The 19824-nt window shown below is 47.7% G+C and carries 15 protein-coding genes and 1 tRNA gene; 7 read left to right on the top strand and 9 right to left on the bottom strand.

The annotated features are described in order from the left end of the window. Positions 1 to 485: 4Fe-4S dicluster domain-containing protein (locus P771_RS0112915; RefSeq protein ID WP_028575466.1), on the top strand; the 485-nt coding region annotated here is incomplete at its 5' end. Between the two features lie 109 nt (positions 486 to 594). Here the strand turns inward: P771_RS0112915 and P771_RS0112910 are convergent. The 6 genes from P771_RS0112910 to P771_RS0112885 all read right to left on the bottom strand — a co-directional run bounded on the left by P771_RS0112910 (position 595) and on the right by P771_RS0112885 (position 8290). After that, complete coding sequence (locus tag P771_RS0112910) at positions 595 to 981, bottom strand: DUF192 domain-containing protein (protein ID WP_161635980.1); 387 nt, start codon at positions 979 to 981, stop codon at positions 595 to 597. A 154-nt stretch (positions 982 to 1135) separates the two neighbouring features. Continuing rightward, entirely contained in the window at positions 1136 to 2137 is a 1002-nt protein-coding gene (galT, locus tag P771_RS0112905; protein WP_028575464.1) for a galactose-1-phosphate uridylyltransferase, read from the bottom strand. Positions 2138 to 2186: 49 nt separating this feature from the next. Continuing rightward, positions 2187 to 4571, bottom strand: a complete 2385-nt coding sequence (locus P771_RS0112900) for a sucrose synthase (RefSeq protein WP_035244529.1) — start codon at positions 4569 to 4571, stop codon at positions 2187 to 2189. Next, entirely contained in the window at positions 4555 to 6711 is a 2157-nt protein-coding gene (locus P771_RS0112895; RefSeq protein ID WP_028575462.1) for an HAD-IIB family hydrolase, read from the bottom strand. The genes P771_RS0112900 and P771_RS0112895 overlap by 17 nt, the downstream gene beginning before the upstream one ends. Next, positions 6704 to 7630 carry a carbohydrate kinase family protein gene (locus tag P771_RS17615; protein ID WP_035244527.1) on the bottom strand — a complete coding sequence of 309 codons (927 nt, stop codon included), beginning with the start codon at positions 7628 to 7630 and terminating at the stop codon, positions 6704 to 6706. Before P771_RS17615 ends, P771_RS0112895 begins: the two co-directional genes overlap by 8 nt. 123 nt (positions 7631 to 7753) lie before the next feature. Next, on the bottom strand, positions 7754 to 8290 hold the full coding sequence (locus P771_RS0112885; RefSeq protein ID WP_337833577.1) for a hypothetical protein: 537 nt from the start codon (positions 8288 to 8290) through the stop codon (positions 7754 to 7756). 493 nt (positions 8291 to 8783) lie between these two features. Between P771_RS0112885 and P771_RS0112880 the strand changes: the two genes are divergently transcribed. Next, the gene (locus P771_RS0112880; RefSeq protein WP_028575460.1) at positions 8784 to 9761 is read left to right on the top strand and encodes a YheT family hydrolase; all 978 of its coding nucleotides are present in this window, start codon (positions 8784 to 8786) and stop codon (positions 9759 to 9761) included. On the opposite strand, the gene tilS is transcribed toward P771_RS0112880, so the two are convergent. Continuing rightward, positions 9749 to 10771 (bottom strand): tRNA lysidine(34) synthetase TilS, encoded by a 1023-nt coding sequence (gene tilS, locus P771_RS0112875; protein ID WP_035244525.1) that lies wholly within the window; start codon positions 10769 to 10771, stop codon positions 9749 to 9751. The genes P771_RS0112880 and tilS overlap by 13 nt on opposite strands. Positions 10772 to 10805: 34 nt before the next feature. Continuing rightward, complete coding sequence (locus tag P771_RS0112870) at positions 10806 to 12488, bottom strand: peptide-binding protein (RefSeq protein ID WP_028575458.1); 1683 nt, start codon at positions 12486 to 12488, stop codon at positions 10806 to 10808. Positions 12489 to 12746: 258 nt separating this feature from the next. Between P771_RS0112870 and P771_RS0112865 the strand changes: the two genes are divergently transcribed. Then, entirely contained in the window at positions 12747 to 15953 is a 3207-nt protein-coding gene (locus tag P771_RS0112865; RefSeq protein ID WP_028575457.1) for a DEAD/DEAH box helicase, read from the top strand. Continuing rightward, positions 15943 to 16440 (top strand): tRNA (cytidine(34)-2'-O)-methyltransferase, encoded by a 498-nt coding sequence (locus tag P771_RS0112860; protein ID WP_422614950.1) that lies wholly within the window; start codon positions 15943 to 15945, stop codon positions 16438 to 16440. The genes P771_RS0112865 and P771_RS0112860 overlap by 11 nt, the downstream gene beginning before the upstream one ends. A gap of 31 nt (positions 16441 to 16471) precedes the next feature. Here the strand turns inward: P771_RS0112860 and P771_RS0112855 are convergent. Further along, positions 16472 to 16547, bottom strand: a tRNA-Val gene (locus tag P771_RS0112855). A gap of 211 nt (positions 16548 to 16758) precedes the next feature. Between P771_RS0112855 and rfbB the strand changes: the two genes are divergently transcribed. From rfbB to hrcA, 3 genes are all read left to right on the top strand, one after another. Then, positions 16759 to 17778: a dTDP-glucose 4,6-dehydratase gene (gene rfbB, locus P771_RS0112845; protein ID WP_028575455.1), complete on the top strand. Its 1020-nt coding sequence runs from the start codon at positions 16759 to 16761 to the stop codon at positions 17776 to 17778. After that, positions 17775 to 18632, top strand: a complete 858-nt coding sequence (rfbD, locus tag P771_RS0112840) for a dTDP-4-dehydrorhamnose reductase (protein ID WP_028575454.1) — start codon at positions 17775 to 17777, stop codon at positions 18630 to 18632. The genes rfbB and rfbD overlap by 4 nt, the downstream gene beginning before the upstream one ends. A 123-nt stretch (positions 18633 to 18755) precedes the next feature. After that, the gene (hrcA, locus tag P771_RS0112835; protein WP_028575453.1) at positions 18756 to 19814 is read left to right on the top strand and encodes a heat-inducible transcriptional repressor HrcA; all 1059 of its coding nucleotides are present in this window, start codon (positions 18756 to 18758) and stop codon (positions 19812 to 19814) included. The last annotated feature ends 10 nt before the right edge of the window (positions 19815 to 19824 follow it).

The raw sequence follows: 19824 nt of genomic DNA, 5'->3' as shown, positions 1-19824 counted from the left end.
GCCCGCCCTGTAAAATGGTCGGGGACATGGACGATGAACAGGCCATCCTGGAGGACTGGAACACAGGAGCTATCCTGTTCACCCAGCGCACCCAGAACCTGTTCTTTGATGAAATCCGCAATTCCTGTCCCTATGACATACCCAGGGAAAACGAAAAAAGTCTGATCATGTCCAAGTGTGACATGTGCAATGACCGGGTCACCAACGGACTTGTGCCGGCCTGTGTCAAGAGCTGTCCGACCGGGACCATGCATTTCGGTGATCTGGATGACATGAAGCAGCTGGCTGAAGAAAGGCTGGCTGAAGTCAAAAAGATATACCCCAATGCCGTCCTTGGTGACCCCAATGCGGTCCGGGTCATCTACCTGTTCCATGAACGGCCCAACCAGTTTCATCCCAGGGCTGTCTCAAGCGTGGGACCCAGACTCTACAACCGCAAAGAAGTTTTTGCCAGACTGTTCAGGTCCGGCAGAAACCTGAGCTGACAATGCCCCTCCTCCCGGCCTGAGATTGTTTCAGGTCGTAACTCCGGTCTGCCAGGTGCTGGGTGGCGCCTGCAGACCGGAGTTTAATTTTATCTGGCTTGTGAAAAAATCATTCCCAGGCCTTTATTTTGTTCAGATCAACCTGGTCACCAGGGTTGATTCCATTATTTTCAAACCAGCCCTGATTCATCTCCAGGGCGTAGGCAGCAATTCCCTTTGAATAATGAAGATCAGTGGTCAGTGGCTTCATCTCTTTAATATTTGATATGTATCCATCCTCACAGATAAACGCCACCGACAGGGGTATAAATGTGTTCTCCATCCACATGGCAGTCCTTCTGGGAGGCTCAAAAACAAAAAGCATTCCCTTATCCCAGGGCAAAGTCTCCCGAAACATGAGCCCATGGTTTACAGCTCCCCCCCTGGCCACTTCCACCACTATACTCTGCCCCTTGATGCTGATCTCTTTTCTGGGCAGGCCATTCACTTCATTCATCTGACCATCAAGCACCAATGAAGCTGCAGGCTCAAGAAAAAAGAACAGGTACATAAAAGAAATCAATCCAATAAAGAACAATGCCCAACGCCGCATAATTCTCATCTCCAACCTCTGGGCTGCCATGTACACCCAGGTCTTCTAGTGCCCATGCTCAACCCCTTAAAAACTCCGCATCTAGTTCGGGCATGGATGGATTGATGCACATGCCTGATCCAATTTCAAAGCCAGCCCTGGTGGTAAGCCTGGGAACAATCCTAAGATACCAGTGCAGCTGGGGCTCCCCACTTTTGTATCTGGTACAGGAATTGACAGTAAAGTTATAGTCAGGGTCTCCCAGCCTGAGTTTGAAGACTTTAAGAACCCATTCCATGGCTTCAGCCAGATCAACAAGTTCTGCCTCCTGGGTATCATTGAAATCTGCACAGTGTCTTAGTGGAACAACCCATACCTCAAAGGGGACCTCAGCTGCAAAAGGGACAAATACTGCAAAACCATGATTATCAAAAATCAGTCGTTCTTTTTTGCGGAATTCAAATTCAAGGATATCACACATGACGCATCTGCCCATTTCATCATAGTACCTCTGTTCTTCGCGTTCCCGCTCCCTAATGAATCTGGGGACAACACTGGAAGTAACAATCTGGGAGTGCGGATGAAACAAGGAAGCGCCAGCTGATCTGCCGAAATTTTTGAAGAGCATGACCATCATTATCCCGGGATCATCAGAAAGCATGGAGTAGCAATGGTGGTAGGCCCTGAGCACAGCCATAATCTGTTTCTGGTTCATGTCTCCAAGCTGGAGATTGTGCTTGGGAGACTCCAGGATGACCAGATGGGAGCCATAGCCGCCCCCCTCAAGATATATGCCCCTGGTCTTTCTGGAGCTTTCCCCCTCTGTGGTCAGGGCCGGATATTTGTTCAGGACTGCCCGGGAAGACCAGATTGCTGATCTGTCATCCTTGACCTCATAAACCACCCTGGCCAGGGCGTCTTCATTTCCTGGACAAAATGGACACTCAGGATCATATTCTGGCTGCTCAACCTCCACCACCTCCCTGACAAAGTCCATTGGACGCTTGCGCCTGGAAGGAGCAAATATCACCCATTCGCCTGTAATTTTATTCTGTCTGAATCGGCTTTTCATCTTATCCAAAAACCTGAACCTGAAGCCTATATTTAACTTTATCAGTTATCACAAGCGGTTATACGGACAAGCTTCTCATTTTGAGGGAATAAAACATTTCCAGATATCGCCTGCTCTCTTCGCGTTCCAGGTTGGAAACGTATTTCCAGAATCCGTAAATCCTGGAAAAAGACAGGAGCTTTCGGGCATAAAGCCGCCAGTTGTATTTTTCCTCAACTCTTTTAATGCTGTTCATGGATATTTTGTCCCAGAATTCCGGATCATCCTGACTTCTGGTAAAAAAATCAGCCAGCATTTCAGCTGCCCTATCTCCATGAGTCGGATCAATGTGAAATCCGGAAACCTCATGCTCGATTATTTCCAGGGGTCCGCCGAATATAGTGGCAAAAGTCGGCAGACCTGAACTCATGGCCTCAACCACAGTCAGACCAAAGGCCTCAAAAAGGGCAGGCTGAACAAAAACTCCTCTGGAATCGGCCACATACCTGTACAGCTCGCCAGTCATATTTTTATCCAGCCTGGCTCCAACCCAGCGGACCTGTTCATGAAGGCCGAATTCCTCAAAAAGAGCATGCATCTCATCGATGCAGGAGCGTTCCTCTTCATCCCTGGAGTCATCCTTGTTTATATATCCGGCCACCACCACAAGGTTGGCCAGACTGCGCAGCCTCTGATTCTGTCCATACCAGCGGACCAGGGCAGGAAGGTTCTTGATTTTGTCCAGCCTGGCCATGGTGAAGATTAGAGGCTTGTCCCTGCTTTTTAGCTGTCCCTTGGCCTGACTGCCTTCAGGACCGTAAACAAACTCATCAAGCTCTTCGTGGAGTTCAAGAAGCCGTCGATCCTTTTCATGATATGGAAAGTAGACATTCTCATCTGCCCCTGGCGAGACCACATTGAACTTGGGATCAAACACATCAATGCCGTTAACCACCCTGTAGAGATCGGGCATGGTAAAGGACTGGTATGTCTCATACTGACCAACACTCTCCTCGGTCCCGGCAATCTCCTGGTAGGTGCTGGTAATGATGAAGTCGGTCATGTTCATGGAGATGAGATCAGCTGTAAACTGACTGGAAAATCTGTACTGACTTTCCTTATGTTTCCAGTACTGGGAAGAAAAGAGATATTTTGATTTTTCCAGGGCATGGGCGATATTGCACTGGGTCACTTTGAGTTTTTTGGCCATAAGGGAGGCCACCAGGTTGCCGTCGGAGTAATTGCCGATGATCAGATCAGGTCTGCCCCCAAGTTCGCCTAACACTTCATTGGTGGAATCCAGGGAGAATCTCTCCAGAAATGGCCAGACATGAAACCTGGATATCCAGTGTTTAACAATTTCTCCACTGGGGTAGCGAAACGGGACCCGCAGTATCTTGGCGTTTCTGGTCCCGACAATATCTTCAAGACGCTGATTACAGGTCGTATCTCCAGCCTCAGGAATCAGTCTGCTCAAAACTATGATCCTGGGCTCAATATCCAGGCCCTGATTTCTAATCTGGATATGCATTTCTTTTTCCAGGGCTCTGACCTGATCCAGAATATAGACGATCTGACCGCCTGTATCCGGCATTCCCAGGACCTTGGACTGGCCAAAATATCCATGGGGGGAAACAATCACTATTTTAAAGATCATGGGGATTCTGCTTAAAAACCTTTCAAGAATCCTGGGGGTAGGCGCTTCAAGGATCTCCTGGAGAAGTTCGAAGTTTTCCAGAACATCATCAATTGCCCTGCCCCATCCCGGCTCAAACCCCAGATCTTTCATTTCCCTGGCCACCTCTGGCCAGTTGGTATCCGGGCTTTTCTTTTTAAGGAATTTCATTGCCTTACGCAGGGCATCCCGTAACTGGGAGGGAGAATCAATCCGGTCGTTGAGCATCAATGGACAGCCTTCGCATTGATGCAGGCGCAAAAACTCGTACAGCTTTTCATAACCTTTTTTTGTGGGATGAAAGAATCTGCCGGAAAGATGCCGATTCAAAAATTCCACACCCTTTCCAATATAAGATGAGTCCTTGAGCTTTGGAAATTCACGGTTGAAAGGTTCAAGATCAATTTCCAAAAGAAAATCGTCGGTCCCTGAAGTATTGTTGACCTGCATCTCCTCAAAACGCAGGTAATCATGAACATCAATCTCATCAAACAAGACATCATCCACATGAAACCTAAAATATTGCCATTGTCCGATCTGAGGACGGACCGACAAATAAACCCAGGGGTTGGAAATACAGGCCACCTGGGAACTTTTGAATATATCAAATACCTGCTCGTCTTGAAATTCAGCATGATCCTGATCCTCAAAAAACAGTTCAAGATGGTCTTCCAATTCCGAGCGCAGGATAAAGACCTTTTCCTTTTTTACAAGTTCACGCAAAAAAAGATAAACTATCTTTCTCAGTTCAGGGTCAGCAATTTCTATTTCATCAGTTCTTAGTACCATCAATCTCCTCCAAAAAACCGAAATGTTTCATGCCTTCTATAATCCCGGCTGAATAACCATCTGCAGCAAAGTAAGTGGTTGGCCCCGGGGTAAGAGTTTTGAGTTCCGGGCTGTAATTGCCCACAACAACGCTTAATGTGTTTCCTGAGAGCATTTCCCGGTCATTTCCTGAATCACCTGCCACCAGGACCTTTTTAAAATCAACTCCCCATTTCATGCAGATGTACCTTATGGCCAGCCCCTTGGATGCCCTCAGGGGTAAGAAATCAAGAAATTTTGCATGGGAGTGGATTATCTTGGCATGCAGATCATTCCTGCGCATGAGTTTGCGAATATGCCTGACACCGGGAAAAGCATCGGAATAAAAATTATAACTGAGCTTGAACTCCCTTTGATTTGCTTCTGACTGGAGTTCCACCCCATCGATTTCACGCATTATTTTTTTTATTTTTTCCGGTTTCCATCTGTAGTCGATATGTCGGCTCCAGCCATGATCCTTAAGAATATTCGGTCCATAGTAGATCTCACTCCCTACTGCCGTAATGATGATCTCAGGTATGGGCACGTTTTCCTCAGCCAGGACATTCAACGTGCTTTCCAGGGTTCGGCCCGTTGCCACTCCAAAGACCAGATTGTCCTTATATCTGGTCAGGTATCGTAAAAGTCTTTTCAATGATGCTCTGTTGCCCAGCAGGGTATTATCGATATCAGTGACAAACACCCTGTCTGACACAGGCAGCTTGCTTTTGATTATGGGCAGTCTGGGCATTGGCTCAATCCTGGGGGAGATCAAGGTAAAAATCTCCTTGATGTAGCGTCTGGAATGGGTTTCCCAGGAATAATGTCTCCTGACTCCTTTGATCCCGGCTGTTGAGGCCTGCTTCCACTTTTTCCTGTCCTGAACAAAGGACAGTACTGCCTGTCCCATCTTTTCCTCGTCCAAAGGATCAACCAGAATACCATTTTGACAATTGCCGATAATATCTCTGGGCCCGCCATCGTCAGTAGCCACCAATGGCAGACCACTTGCACCGGCTTCCAGCAGGGTCAGGCCGAAGGGCTCTGTGAGAGCCGGGTTGACGAACACGCCTTTGGTTTTCATCGCCAGACGGTACAGCTCAGGCACGTCATCAGGGTGATGGTTTTTGGGATAAGCTGCCATTCCATAAAGATCATATTTATCAACATCCAGCAAAATGCCGGTCAGGACCCGTTTGGAGCCTGCATCCATGTCTCTTATGTTTTGACGGTTGCCAGCTATCAAAACCAGGTTTGCAGCCTGGCGCAATTCTGGATTATTTCCAAAAGCCTTGACCAACGTGCTGATGTTTTTACGTTCGTCCGGTCTGGACAGGGCTAGAACCATGGGTTTTGAAGGTTTATGAAGAAATCTTTCCAATTCATCTGCGATTGCCGGCTTTTTCTGTCCGCGTTTGTACGGATAAAACCTCTCCAGATCTACTCCTGGTGGAATCACCCTGATCCTTGAAAAATGGTGGTTATCATATTCCAGGTACTGTTCATCCCTTTCTTGCGAGGTACTGGTGATCACCATGGACGCATTGCCAAGGGCCATCTCTTCGGCTTCTATTCTCGTGGATATGTTGTATCTTGATTCGATGAAATCAGTAGTTCTTCCCTTATCAATAAGCTTCTCCTTCTTGATAAGACCCAGGGAGTGGCCAGTAAAAATAAAGGGGATGCCAAGCTGCTGAGCCAGCTTTGCTCCGGCCAGTCCAGCATCGGCATAGTGGCCGTGAATTATGTCCGGAACCATGCGCAGCCTTCTGAAATACTGAAGAACTCTGTCGGTCAACTCATCCAGATGGGGCCAGAGCACTTCCTTGCGCAAATACCTTTTGGGGCCAAAGGGAATCCGGACGATATTGGATTTTTCTCCCAATTTTTCAATGGTTTTCCCGTACACAGGATCGACTTTCTCATCAAGGATCCTCCTGGTAATCAAGTCCACCCTGGCAATCTCAGGACGCCTTCCAAGGGCCCTTGCCAGTTCAACCACATACTTGACCTGACCTCCGGTATCTGCATCCCGGCCGAGCTCCATGTCGTACCCCCTGACCAGCCCATGGATGCTCAGGTGGACAAGATATAGTCCTTTGTTCTTTTTTGACTTAGGCATGCTCCTGCTCCCATTTCTGTCTGATGGACCGGTAAAGAGACCTGTCTTTTGGAACAGCCCCCTTGACCTGGCAGATCCTGGCTGCAAAATAAACAGCTCTGGCAAGAATTTGTTCCCAGGGCCAAGCCTCTACCAGCCCCAGCAGAAAGACAGAGGAAAAGGCATCCCCGGCCCCCACGCTGTCCTGAAAACCGGACACCTCAGGAGCTTCGGAAAAATAATCATCTTCCCCGGCCGGATAAAGTCCTGCACCCTGAGAGCCAAGGGTGACAATCAGGCATTTTAGATTATGCTTGAGCTGCAGTGCTCTGGCTGTTTTCCGAATGTCCGATGATCCTCCAATGCCCGAGACATCAGCAACAACCCTTAATTCATCCTCATTGACTTTCAGGTAGGAACACCAGGAAAGGATATCCCGGACAAGTTTTGTGCTCCACCAGGGATCTCGCAGGTTGATATCGCAGAAAACGCAAGACCCGTTACTTTGGATCATTTTATAAAGGCTTTGAGCAGACACCTGATTTCTGGCAGCCAGAGTGCCATGATAGATAAGCCCTGCGCCCCTTGAACCGGGCAGATTCGGCATTTCCCAAGCTATATAATCATAGGCCACATTGTCCTTGATATCATATGAGGGCTCATCATCTTTGAATCTGATCCGGACTGTTCCGGTAGGTCGCACTTTATCCAGCTGCAGACCACACAGACATAAGGACCAGGAATCCATGGCCCTGACAGCCTCTTTGCCCAGATCATCATTGCCCACCCTGGACATGAAAAGAGGGTCCAGACCAAATCCCTTAAGGTGGCAGGCGACATTAAAGGGAGCCCCGCCAAGAACTCTTTTCTGATCAGGAAATACGTCAAACAGGACTTCTCCAAAGACCTGGACAGAATCAAAACATTTTTCTTTAGTCATCACTCTCCTGAGCTTTGGTTGGCTGTAAAAGTAGGGTCAGTATAGCCCCATCCACTGATTTGTGCAAATCAGTATAAATTATTCACCAGACCACTTTCCCTGGAAGATGAAGAATGATTCCTGTTAATCCTCATCCCTATAGAGCCACTTTTTAAAAGACTCCACCTCACCCTGCCAATGAATGGACAGCCTGAGGTCCACAAACCCGGTGTAAATATCATCAAGAAAGCCCAACGCTTTTTCCACAAGAAACATCTTTTCCAGGAGAATGCTGTCTGGATCATCCCCCTCCTCTACTTTGGTGTCCACCTTTGGAGTCTTCAGTCCTGAAAAGATGAAGTCCGAGGCATCCACCTGCATGATCCATTCGTTGGCGTCCTGCTCCAGCCTTATCTTTGCCTGAGCGACTTTCTTCCCGGTCCGAAGACCGAGCTTGGCTTCACGCAGTTCAGACATCATCCCGGTGCATACAGCCTTTTCCAGACTTTCTCCTTCTCCGCCCTCGACAACGACCTTTTGTTCCAGGTATAGAGAAAAATCCTCTCCACTCCGGGATTTGAACATGCCGTTTTGCTGTTCACTCTTGAACCAGAGCCAGGTCAGAAAGTCCCTGCCCAGAATCACCCTTTTCTCATTGGCCAACTGCAGATCTATTTCCACTTCTTACTTTTCCTCCGTTAAAATTATCAAATTCATGCGAATCAGATTTGGTCCTTATCCCGCCGGGTAGTTACTTTAACTCGTTGGACTGGTCAATTACTGGCTAACATCATTTTAGAGCTTAACCCCAAGCCTGCTCCTGTCTTCTGCTCAATAATCCACTTCGGTATGACTGCCTCTCCCCAATGACATCTACACTACAGACAGCCCTGCCAGCAGCTTCAAGGCATCCTGTTTTCGACGGAAATACTCTTGACCAGTAATACTGGCTGTCATGTTTGACATACCAGCTTTCGAAAAATATCATTTACAATAAATTTCAGGAAAGATGTCGCTTAAAATCCGCTTTTTTCTGGGTTATGGTTCTTTAACACAGTTTCGGTTCATGGTCAGGTTCTGAATCCTGTCTTTTTACAGACCAGAAGGCATTTCAAGAATGGTGGAAGGATTTTAATCTTGAGGTGACTTTAACCAGGATGATTTAAATATCAACATGCCGGTTTTACCAAGCCCCAGCTACACCCCGGTTCAACCGTTTAAAAACGGCCATATACACACTATATATCCAGCCTTGTTTCGTCCTGTGCCGGACACTGATCCTGTCCGGGAACGCATAGATACTCCGGATGGAGACTTCCTGGATATTGACTGGCATCTAAGCCCGCAATCAGATAAAAAAACAGCCGCAATTATAAGTCATGGCCTGGAAGGAAATTCGCGCAAAAAATACCCTCTGGGTATGGCCAGGCGTTTAACCCGGCTGGGGATGGATGCAGTGTGCCTGAATTTCCGGGGATGCTCGGGCACTCCCAATCGTCTGCCCCGCCTGTATCACAGTGGTGTGACTGATGATTTGGATACGGTAATCCGCCATGTTGTCAAACAGGGATATAAGAATGTTTTCCTTGTAGGATTCAGCATGGGGGGTAATCAGCTGCTCAAGTATCTGGGGGAAGCTCCTGAACAGGTCCCTTCCCAGGTCCGGGCTGCTGTTGCCTTTTCCGTGCCCTGCGATTTATCCGCATCATCAGCCAGGCTGGACTCAAGTGTAAGCCGCATTTATGTCATGTACTTCATGCGCAGTCTCAGAGCGAAGATCCGCCTGAAGGCAGAGATGTTCCCCCGGATTGTTGATGCAAGAGATCTGAACAGGATATGGACTTTTCACGACTTTGATAATCGTTACACAGCCCCTTTGAATGGGTTCCGGGACGCTGAGGATTACTATGCCAGGGCGTCCTGCCTGCAATTTTTGCAAAACATTCGTGTTCCAAGCCTCCTGGTCCAGGCCCAGGACGATCCCTTTTTGACTCCATCCTGTTTCCCTCTGGAACAGGCCTCAAAAAATTCAAATCTTTTTCTGGAAATACCTAAATACGGCGGGCATGTGGGCTTTCACCTTCCAGACAGAAAGAACATCTACTGGTCAGAGTACCGGGCAGGAGGGTTTTTGCTTGATCAAGTCGGGTAAATGTCATTTTGTTCAAACAGAATGCCTTTCTTGACTATCCTGGCAATTTTGCTGCCGGGAAACCCCACTTCCCTGTTGCCATCTCCCTTGGCCCAGAGCCGGTCCAAATCCAGAAGGTTGCCTAAAAGGACCTGACCAGGCCCAAGTCTGTCCAGAACATCCTTGTAAAGCCTTAACCTGGCAGCCTGGGACAAGGATAAGAGGCTTTCCTGGGGCAACCATTTTCCATCGCCACTTTCTACAACCTTTACTTGGGAAATTTGTCCGTCCCAGTATTCCGTATCAATCTTTCCCAGCTTCCACAGTCCAGACGCAGACTTTAAAAAACCCGGATTTATGTTTTCCAGCAAAGGGATGAGTTCATGGCGGACCCTGTTGCGCAGAAAACTCATTTCCTTGTTGGATGGGTCCTTGATATATGGCTGATCAATCACATCCAGAAAATCCAGGATACTTTGCTTTGGAGTAAGAATCAGGGGACGGAGCAGCTTTCTCTTTGGATCAAATCCGGACATCCCTGCAAGACCGGGCCAGCCTGTTCCCCTGCACAGTCTCATAACCATATCTTCAGCCAAATCATTCAATTGATGACCCGTCAGGATATAGTCAGCATTATCCCGGGATGCAGCCTTGAGCAGATGTTCATATCTAAGTTTTCTTCCAGCTTCTTCAGTTCCGATTTTTTCTGCCTTTGCAAAGGATCTGACATCTACTTCAACCCACTGGATGGGAATGCCAAGGCGGGAACATTCCTGAACAGCAAAATCCTGCTCAGTCCTGGCCTCATCCCGAAGCATATGATTGACATGAAAAGCACTTAATCTAATTCTGGCCCTTTGCCTGACAAAATCCAGAATCCTCAGAAGAGCCATGGAATCAGGTCCTGCTGAAAAGGCAATAAGCAGATGGCTGTCCTTAATGGGCTGGCCAGTCATTTCTTCCATGCAGGACTGGATATTCAGGCAAAATCTGGCCCATTTCGGCGGGAGTTCCTGAAGCTTGGAATACATACTCACTCGACCACTATTTTATCTTTTCCCATCATTACTTGAGCATAGCCGGCTGGAGTGAAAACCTCTGCAGCTCTCTAGGAACCCACCAGTCCCTGAAATTGTGCATAATCCCGGCCGGAGCCGGCTCAATCCCCGTGAATCTGCCCTGAACAACAGGCAGAGCATTGGAAACAAACAAAAACATATACGGCTGCTCATAATGTAAAATTTCCTGGATTTCATCATAGGCCGTTTTCCGGACCTCAAGGTCAAAACTTGTTCTGCCCTTTTCCAGAAGTTCATCCACCCGGTCATTTTTAAAACCAATGAAGTTAAGCCCATTCTCCACAGCCTGAGAAGAGTGCCAGACATTATACATATCCGGGTCCTGGGGTGTACTCCAGCCAAGCAGGATTGCGTCAAACCGTCCTTTATCCACAAACTCCCGAATAAATGTGGCCCATTCAACAGTCCTGATCCTGACCTTTATGCCGATGGCAGCCAGACGGTGCTGAAGTATGGTTGCTGTTCGAATCCTCAGGTCATTGCCCTGGTTGGTCAAAATGGTGAACTCAAACCTTGTCCCGTCCTTTTCCAAAACCCCCCTGTCATTCATGGTCCATCCCTCTTCAGCCAGTATGTCCAGGGCCTTTTGTGGATCATAGGGGTAATCTTTGATTTGGTCATTATATACCCAGGTCCCGGGCATATAAGGCCCAATAGTTGGAACCCCCTCCCCAAGAAGAACTCCTCTGACGATTTCATCCTTGTCTATGGCGTGAACCAGGGCCTGTCTGACCCGGGTACTGGAAAAAAAAGGATGCCTGAGGTTATAACCCAGGTATGTGTATCCGGAAGTGAGGTAGCTGAATTTCTGAAAATTTCTTTGCCAGTAATCATCTACGGTCTGAAAAAGATGCTGCTGGGGAGTAAGATTCATCATGTCCAGGTTGCCGGACTTAAGCTCAAGGAACATGGTGGCCAGGTCTGGAACAATCCTGTAGACAACCTCGTCAATGCGCGGTCTGCCCTCAAAATAGTCTGGATTCGCCCTGAGGACAAGCTGCCGGCCGGCATCCCAGCGATGGAGACGATAAGGGCCAGCACCAACCGGATTTCGACTGTATCTGGTGTCCAGCAAGTCCTCTCCCTCAAGCACGTGCCTGGGCAGAATCGGAAGGGCCCAGGTTACCAGAGACCTGGCAAAGGGTTGATCATAAACCGCTTCAAAAGAATACCTGTCCAGAACCCGAAGCTCTTTGATGGCCAGATAATCCTGGGCATAAGCCGTGGGTGTGGCTGGATCGATCATCATTTCATAAGTAAAAAGAACATCCTTGGCTGTCAGTTCCTGCCCGTCGAACCATCTGATACCGGGTTTCAGCCGGATGAAGATTTTTTTTCCTTCATCTCTTATTTCCAGTTCTTCTGCAGCCCACTTTACCAGCTCAATATCCTTGTTATATCTAAGGGGAGCAACATAAAGATGGGCATTGATATCGCTTGATGCACTGTCCGAAGCCAGAGGAGGAATCAGGTTGCTGGGCTCACCAGTGGCCCCCATGATGATCCGCCCTCCAAAGTCAGGAGTTCTGTCAGAAAAAGCCTGGACTTTGGAGCCATCTTCCCCATCTTTTTGCAGGTTGCCCGTTAATTCCTGATTGGTGTTGTCACAGCCGAAAAAAAAGAGTATCAGAAAAAATATCAACCCAAACATGAGGTGTTTTAAAGTCATTGCTTTGCCTGTCAGATCAGGGTAAATTATAGTTTTGAACTTTACTCAAAAGCTTTGCCAATGGAATTTGTTATTATATTTTTTTTAAATGGAATAAAACCCCAAATACTTAAGGGTGATTCATGGTTATTTCGGACTTAATAACAGTTTTTCACTTGAAAAACTTTAAAACTTTGATTAGATGATTCAATCCCATTTTGCCTGTGTGATTTTTGATATAATCTCTGATGCAGGCTTTGGCAGGAGACAACGAATAAAATGCTCAGCACCGAACAAAAAAAAGTCAAGGAAATAGTCCAGCGGTTTGTCAATGAAAACATACCAGAATATATCTTGGAAAGCGCCAAGGGACTATTTTCCGATAATGGAAGCCATAAGGTCAGTATCAAGAAAAGAGATCAGTACTGGGACCTGGAGGGCAGGATCCAGGGAGATGATTTCCAGGTCTATAATTCTGAACTGGGTCTCAACCTGGACAATGAGACCATTAATTTTTACTGCAACTGCCCTGATTCCTTTTCAGGGGTCTGCAAACATGTCGGAGCCACCGCCCTCAAATTCCTGGCTTCGTTAAGTGAAGATGACAAGAAAGAACTGCCCAAGACCAGGACTGACTGGCGGCATAATTTCCGAATCTACTTTTCTACTGAACTGGAACCTGAACCTGGCCAGCATTATCTGGTCTACAGGTTTTTCCCGGAACCTGGAAGGCTTCAAATTGAGTTTTTCCGGGCCAGACAGAATAAGACAGGTCTTTCAACAGTACATAATCCGGTCACCCTGGAACAGATCATCAGAAATCCCAATTGGTGTGAAACCTCACCCCAGCTCCCGGATATCCTCGGCCAGATAGGCCATTCACTTGACTACTACGGTCAGCGGGTTGAAATCCCCTTTGGACTCATGACCTGGTTTTTCTGGTCTATTAAAAATGAATACTACCTGTTCTGGGAAAATACTGAACAGCCAGTCAGGATAGAAACTACCCCCATGAGGCTCCAGCTAAGCCCCAGGCTTTCTGAGGACGGCCTGAATTTCGATATCATGCTGGGCAGGGAAGGCAAGCTGCCCTTTTCCATTTCCGGTGAAAAGGTCTTTTTTTACGGACAGCTTCCTTTGTGGGTATGCTGGAAAAACAGCTTTTACCCGGTTCAGACCGGCCTTCATCCAAACCTTGTCCAGGAATTGGTTTCAGAATCACCCATCATTCCTCATAGTGAAATCTCTGAATTCCTTGACCGGGTCTGGACCGGACTGCATGCCTCTGATCTTTTTGGCCAGGAAGAATTTCTGGAAAGGATGTCGCCAATCTTTGTCCCGGCCAGTTTCAATCCCAAGCTCTATTTGGATGAGGAAGGAAGCCTTCTGACCCTTCAGGTCCAGAACACCTATGAAACCGAGCATGGTGAAATCACGCTGTCCGGACCTGACCAGGATCTGCAGACCGGGAGCTATCAGTTTGAAGGGAAATCATTTCTTGTCAGAAGGGAACAAAAAAAGGAGGAAGAACTCCTTTCCAGCCTGATGGAAATGGGATTTCAGGCCAGAAGCAACTCCATGTGGTTTCTGGAGCCTGAAGAAGCCATCAACTTCCTGTTGGACTCATATCCCAAGCTGATCGAAAAATACCGGGTTTATGGCGAAAAAAACCTGACCCGGTACAGGGTCAGACTAAGTCCGCCCAATGTTGTGGCCAAGGTTGAAACCAGTGAAGACGACAAATGGTTCAACCTGGATATTGCCGTGGAGTACGATGACATCCGGGTCCCAATTGACAAGATATGGAAGGCCTGGACCCAGGGGAAAAGGTACGTCCAGCTTAAAGACGGGTCATACACAAGCCTTCCAGAGTCTTGGTTAAAAAAACTTGGACACAAACTCCACGCAATGGGCTTTGATCCGGAAAAGCCTCCCAAAAAGAAATTCCAGAATCATGAAGTTCCAGTTTTGGACAATATTCTTGACGACATCGGGCAGGTTCAGGCTGACTCCTTCTGGACCGAGCTCAGAGAAAAAATCCATTCGTTCAAGCAAATACGGCAAATTAACCCTCCCCAGGGTCTCAATGCCCAGCTCAGGCCATATCAGCTTCAGGGACTCAGCTATCTCAACTTTCTCAAAGAATACAAATTCGGTGGTATCCTGGCTGATGAAATGGGGCTTGGAAAGACAGTCCAGACCCTCTCATTTATTCAACACATGCGGGAAAAAGGGGCCAAGGGTCCAACCCTGATTGTTGTGCCTACCTCAGTGCTGCCCAACTGGGAAAGAGAAGCCCAGAAGTTTGTCCCGTCTCTGATCCGGCTGGTCATCTATGGAGCCAGGCGTTCTGGAATGTTCAAAAAAATCAAGGATTCCGACCTGGTTCTCACAACTTATGCCCTGCTCAGAAGAGACCTGGATGAACTTATGGAGTACGAATACAGTGGCATTATCCTTGACGAGGCCCAGAACATCAAAAACCCCAATACAATCACTGCCAGGTCGGTCCGCAGGCTCAAGTCAGACTTCAGACTCTGCCTCTCGGGAACACCAATAGAAAACAATCTGCTTGAGCTCTGGTCTCTGTTCGAGTTTCTCATGCCCGGCTTTCTTGGCTCACAGCATGCTTTTCAGAAGGGTTTTGTCAAACCTATCAAAGACGGTGATGAAGAAAGCCTGGGCTATCTTCGTTCCAGGGTCAAGCCCTTCATCCTTCGCAGGACCAAGTCCGAAGTAGCCAAGGATCTGCCGCCAAAGGTTGAGAGCGTATACTACAGCGCCCTCATGGATGAACAAATGGATCTATACACCGCCCTGGCCAAGAAACTCAAAGAACAGGTCCTGCAAAGAATCGATGAAAAAGGTATTGCAGCCAGCCAGATGTCCATCCTGGACGCCCTGTTAAAACTCCGCCAGATCTGCTGTCACCCCAGACTGCTGAAGATGGATATGCCTGGTGTGAGCACCAACCTGCCTTCAGGAAAGTTCGAAGCCTTCAAAGACCTGGTGACCAACATTGTGGAAGACGGCCATAAGGTCCTGGTCTTCTCCCAGTTCGTCCAGATGCTGCACATTATCAGGTCCTGGCTAAGCATGAACAAGATGCCTTTTTCCTATCTTGACGGCTCGAGCAAGAACCGGCTGGAAGAAGTGGACAACTTCAATAATAATCCGGACATTCCGATTTTTCTTATTTCCCTCAAAGCTGGTGGTACAGGACTGAACCTGACTTCAGCTGATTATGTCATCCACTATGATCCGTGGTGGAACCCGGCAGTTGAGAACCAGGCCACTGACCGGACCCACCGCATTGGCCAGACCAGGCAGGTCTTTGCCTATAAGATGATTTGTGAGAATACTGTTGAAGAAAAAATCCTCAAGCTTCAGGACATGAAACGGGGTGTAGCTGAGTCGGTTATACCCGGACAAAACGCCTGGAAGGGTTTGACCAGAGACGATCTGGAAATGCTTTTTGAAATCTAATTCTGGCAGATCCCTCAGCCAGCCCAGCTTTGCAATGCAGATTGTCCTTTACCAGCCCAGAATCCCGCCCAACACCGGATCCGTAGCCAGATTATGTGCTGCTACAGACACCGTACTGAACCTTGTTGGACCACTGGGATTCAGTCTTGATGATAAGCACCTCAAAAGGGCCGGTCTTGACTACTGGTCTCATGTCCAGGTCAGGACCTGGGATAACTGGGACGATTTCATCCATAAGTTGCCTGAAAATTCCAGGCTGATCATGACCAGTGCCAGAAAAGGGATATCTTATCCCAAGCACTGCTATAAGCCCAATGACCACCTGGTTTTCGGCCCGGAAACCTGGGGACTCCCCGACAGCATCATTGATCAGGGAAACACACTGATCAGGATTCCTATTTGGGGACAGGTCAGGAGTTTGAATCTGGCCAATGCAGTGGCCATAGTCCTTTACGAAGGGTACAGGCAGATGGGAAAGCTTTCCTGATTTGACGTTAGACTGCAATTAAAGACAATGGTGGTGGGCGGTCGGAGATTTGAACTCCGGACTTCCACCGTGTGAAGATGGCACTCTAACCGCTGAGTTAACCGCCCACAAATAAATATTAAGCCCAATCCAGCTTCCAGGGCAACTCTTTTTTTACCTCCAGCACCCACAACTTGAATCCTGAAGATTTTTCAACTACAAAACCAGAACTATTCTCAATGCCGGTCAAAAGAAATGCCTGTATCCAAAACAGCTGATCTGGCATGGCCAGTCAACCATCCCGGTTAAAAGTCGGGGTATTCAGAACGGGAGATCCATATGAACATCCTGGTCACAGGTGGATGCGGATTCATCGGTACTAACTTTATTTACTACATGCTCCATGAGCATGACCATACCATCATCAATCTGGACAAGCTCACCTATGCTGGAAATCTTAAGAATCTGATTTCGGTTGAAGGAAGATACAATGGTCAACGCTATTTTTTTGAAAAGGGCGATATCTGCGACACCCCTCAGGTGATGAACATTTTAAAGGAATATGAAATAGATGCTGTTGTAAACTTTGCGGCTGAATCCCATGTTGACCGATCCATCAGTGCGCCTGACCAGTTCATTGAGTCCAACATCCAGGGGACCTACAGCCTTTTGACCGCTTCATCCAAGGCTGGAATCAAAAGGTTCATCCAAGTATCAACTGATGAAGTCTACGGTAGCCTTGGGCCAGAAGGCCTTTTCACAGAAGAGTCCCCTCTGGCTCCCAACAGCCCCTACGCAGCCTCCAAGGCTTCAGCCGACCTTTTGTGCCGGTCATTCTTCAAGACATACGGCTTCCCGGTTATTGTTACCAGATGCTCCAATAATTACGGTCCCTTCCAGTTCCCGGAAAAACTTGTTCCCCTCTCTTTTCTAAGGGCCAAAGAAGACCGTCCTGTCCCGGTTTATGGAACCGGATCCAACGTCAGGGACTGGATCTATGTCTCAGACCACTGCAGAGGCATAGACCTTTGTCTGCGCAAGGGCAGACCTGGAGCCATCTATAATTTCGGAGGCGATGCTGAATATGAAAACCTGGATGTAATCAAAAAAATCCTGGATATCATGGGCAAGTCCTATAAACTCATTAAATTTGTTAAAGACCGGCCAGGCCACGACCAGAGATATGCCATGGATTACAGCCTGGCTAAAGATGAACTGGGTTTTGAGCCTCAGGTCCGGTTCTCTGAAGGCCTTGAACTGACCATTAACTGGTATCTGAAAAATGAGGAATGGGTGGACGGAATAAAGTCCGGAGAATATATTGAATTCATGGAAAAATGGTACAAGGAGCGTTCATGAGTGATATGAAAGCCTTGATCCTTGGAGGTAAGTCCGGTCTGTTGGGCCAGGCCCTTGACCAGGTTTTGCAGAAGCATGAGTGGCAAACCATGTGTCCGGACCGCAATGAACTGGATGTCTTCAACTCATCAAGCCTGACTGAATATATAGAAAAAAATCGGGTCCGGATCGTATTCAATGCCATCGCCTACACTATGGTGGATCAGGCAGAGGAAGAGGATGAATCTGCCTACGACCTTAACAGGAAGCTGCCTGCAGTCCTGGGTAAAGTATGTAAAAGCAGTAACATCGGCCTGGTTCATTTCAGCTCTGACTTTGTTTTTGACGGGAAAAAGAACACTCCCTACACAACCGAGGATTCTCCAAATCCACAATCAGTTTATGGAAAATCCAAATACGAGGGAGAAAAAGTTCTTCTGTCCAAGCCCTGGGACAAACTACTGGTCATCAGAACTGCCTGGCTTTTTGGTCCGTTCAAAACCAATTTTGTGGACAAAATAATCAGCCTGGCCAGGAAAAAAGACTCCCTGAATGTTGTCCACGACCAGGTTGGTTCACCAACCTACACCCTGGATCTGGCGCGGTACACCTTGAATCTGGTCAATAAACAGACCAGCGGGCTGTACCATCTGGCCAACAAGGGCCGTGCTTCATGGTGTGAGCTTGCATCCGAAGCCATAAAATGTGCAGGGCTGTATTGCCGGATCAACCCCATTCAATCAAGCGAATATCCCCAAAAGGCCAACCGGCCACCCTACTCTGTCCTGGACTGTTCCAAGTACAACATGGTCACAGGAAAATCTCCAAGACCCTGGATTCAGTCCCTGAGAGACTACATCTATCACTACCAGTAGTCCCACAATTCCAGTTTCACCAGGCCAAAACATCCTTTAATCCCTTGGCTTATCTTGACATGGCAGGCAACCGTTGTTACCTGATTGGCACTCTATCAACCAGAGTGCCAACGAGGTAATTAAATGGCCCTTGATCAAAGACAAACAGATATACTCCTGACCATCGTCAAGAACTATATTTTAACTGGACAGCCTGTGGGCTCAAGAACTGTGGCCAAGGATTCCAGCTTAAGCCTGAGTCCGGCTTCCATCAGAAACATTATGGCTGACTTGACCGATGCCGGGTATATCGAGCAGCCCCACACCTCTGCTGGAAGAATCCCCACTGCACACGGACTCAGATATTACCTGGATTCCAACCTGGAAGTAGAGCCTGTTTCTCCTGAGGTCAGGGAAAAAATCAAGTCCAGCCTGACCAGTGTTGGACCGGATTTGTCCCAGACCTTGAGCCAGACCTGTAAGATCCTGTCTTCTCTTTCCAACCAGATAAGCTTGGTAATAACTCCGGATCATCAGGCCATCCGCTGGCAGCGGATTGACTTTGTTCTGCTCAGACCGGGACTGATCATGTCCATTCTGGTCATGGAGGGTGGACTAATCCGGAACAAGGTCATCAGCGTGGACAAGGAAATATCTGCAGATGATCTTGTTAAGTTCGGCAACTATCTTAATGAACATTACCAGGGCAAAACCCTGCACTATGTACGCTCAAGTGTGCTTGCCCAGATGAAAAACGCCAGAATCCAGTTCGAAGGACTTTATGAGAAAGCCTTAAAGCTGGCTCATGAATCCTTTGATGACTCAGGAAGACAGGTGTACATGGAAGGGACCCACTACGTGTTTCAGGGTAGTGATTCTGCAGACATAAACAAAATGCGCGAACTCTTCAGAATGCTGGAGGAAAAATCAAAGCTTCTTAAGCTACTTGATAAGACCATCGAAAGCAAAAACATTAGCGTAATCCTCGGTCAGGAGGAAAAATGGGACGAACTGAGTGATTTCACCGTAATTTCTTCACCATACAGCCTTGGTGGGTCCAATATTGGAGCAGTCAGCATTATTGGTCCAACAAGGATGAACTACTCGAAAATAATTCCAGCAGTTGACTTGACAGCCAAAATTCTTAGTCAATTGCTCCGGGAAATATATGAAAACAAAGCTGGACAGAATCTGCCCGGCTAATGCTTGCTCA

The organism is Desulfonatronovibrio hydrogenovorans DSM 9292, from assembly GCF_000686525.1.
Lineage (GTDB): Bacteria > Desulfobacterota > Desulfovibrionia > Desulfovibrionales > Desulfonatronovibrionaceae > Desulfonatronovibrio > Desulfonatronovibrio hydrogenovorans.
This window is presented reverse-complemented; position numbering and strand designations above follow the sequence as displayed.

Excerpts from the sequence above, each read along its gene's own strand:
- P771_RS0112900 (WP_035244529.1), bottom strand. The coding sequence starts at position 4,571 with ATGGTACTAAGAACTGATGAAATAGAAATTGCTGACCCTGAACTGAGA.
- P771_RS0112895 (WP_028575462.1), bottom strand. The coding sequence starts at position 6,711 with ATGCCTAAGTCAAAAAAGAACAAAGGACTATATCTTGTCCACCTGAGC.
- P771_RS0112910 (WP_161635980.1), bottom strand. The coding sequence starts at position 981 with ATGAATGAAGTGAATGGCCTGCCCAGAAAAGAGATCAGCATCAAGGGG.
- P771_RS0112865 (WP_028575457.1), top strand. The coding sequence starts at position 12,747 with ATGCTCAGCACCGAACAAAAAAAAGTCAAGGAAATAGTCCAGCGGTTT.
- P771_RS17615 (WP_035244527.1), bottom strand. The coding sequence starts at position 7,630 with ATGACTAAAGAAAAATGTTTTGATTCTGTCCAGGTCTTTGGAGAAGTC.
- P771_RS0112880 (WP_028575460.1), top strand. The coding sequence starts at position 8,784 with ATGCCGGTTTTACCAAGCCCCAGCTACACCCCGGTTCAACCGTTTAAA.
- tilS (WP_035244525.1), bottom strand. The coding sequence starts at position 10,771 with ATGTATTCCAAGCTTCAGGAACTCCCGCCGAAATGGGCCAGATTTTGC.
- P771_RS0112870 (WP_028575458.1), bottom strand. The coding sequence starts at position 12,488 with ATGACTTTAAAACACCTCATGTTTGGGTTGATATTTTTTCTGATACTC.
- rfbD (WP_028575454.1), top strand. The coding sequence starts at position 17,775 with ATGAGTGATATGAAAGCCTTGATCCTTGGAGGTAAGTCCGGTCTGTTG.
- rfbB (WP_028575455.1), top strand. The coding sequence starts at position 16,759 with ATGAACATCCTGGTCACAGGTGGATGCGGATTCATCGGTACTAACTTT.
- hrcA (WP_028575453.1), top strand. The coding sequence starts at position 18,756 with ATGGCCCTTGATCAAAGACAAACAGATATACTCCTGACCATCGTCAAG.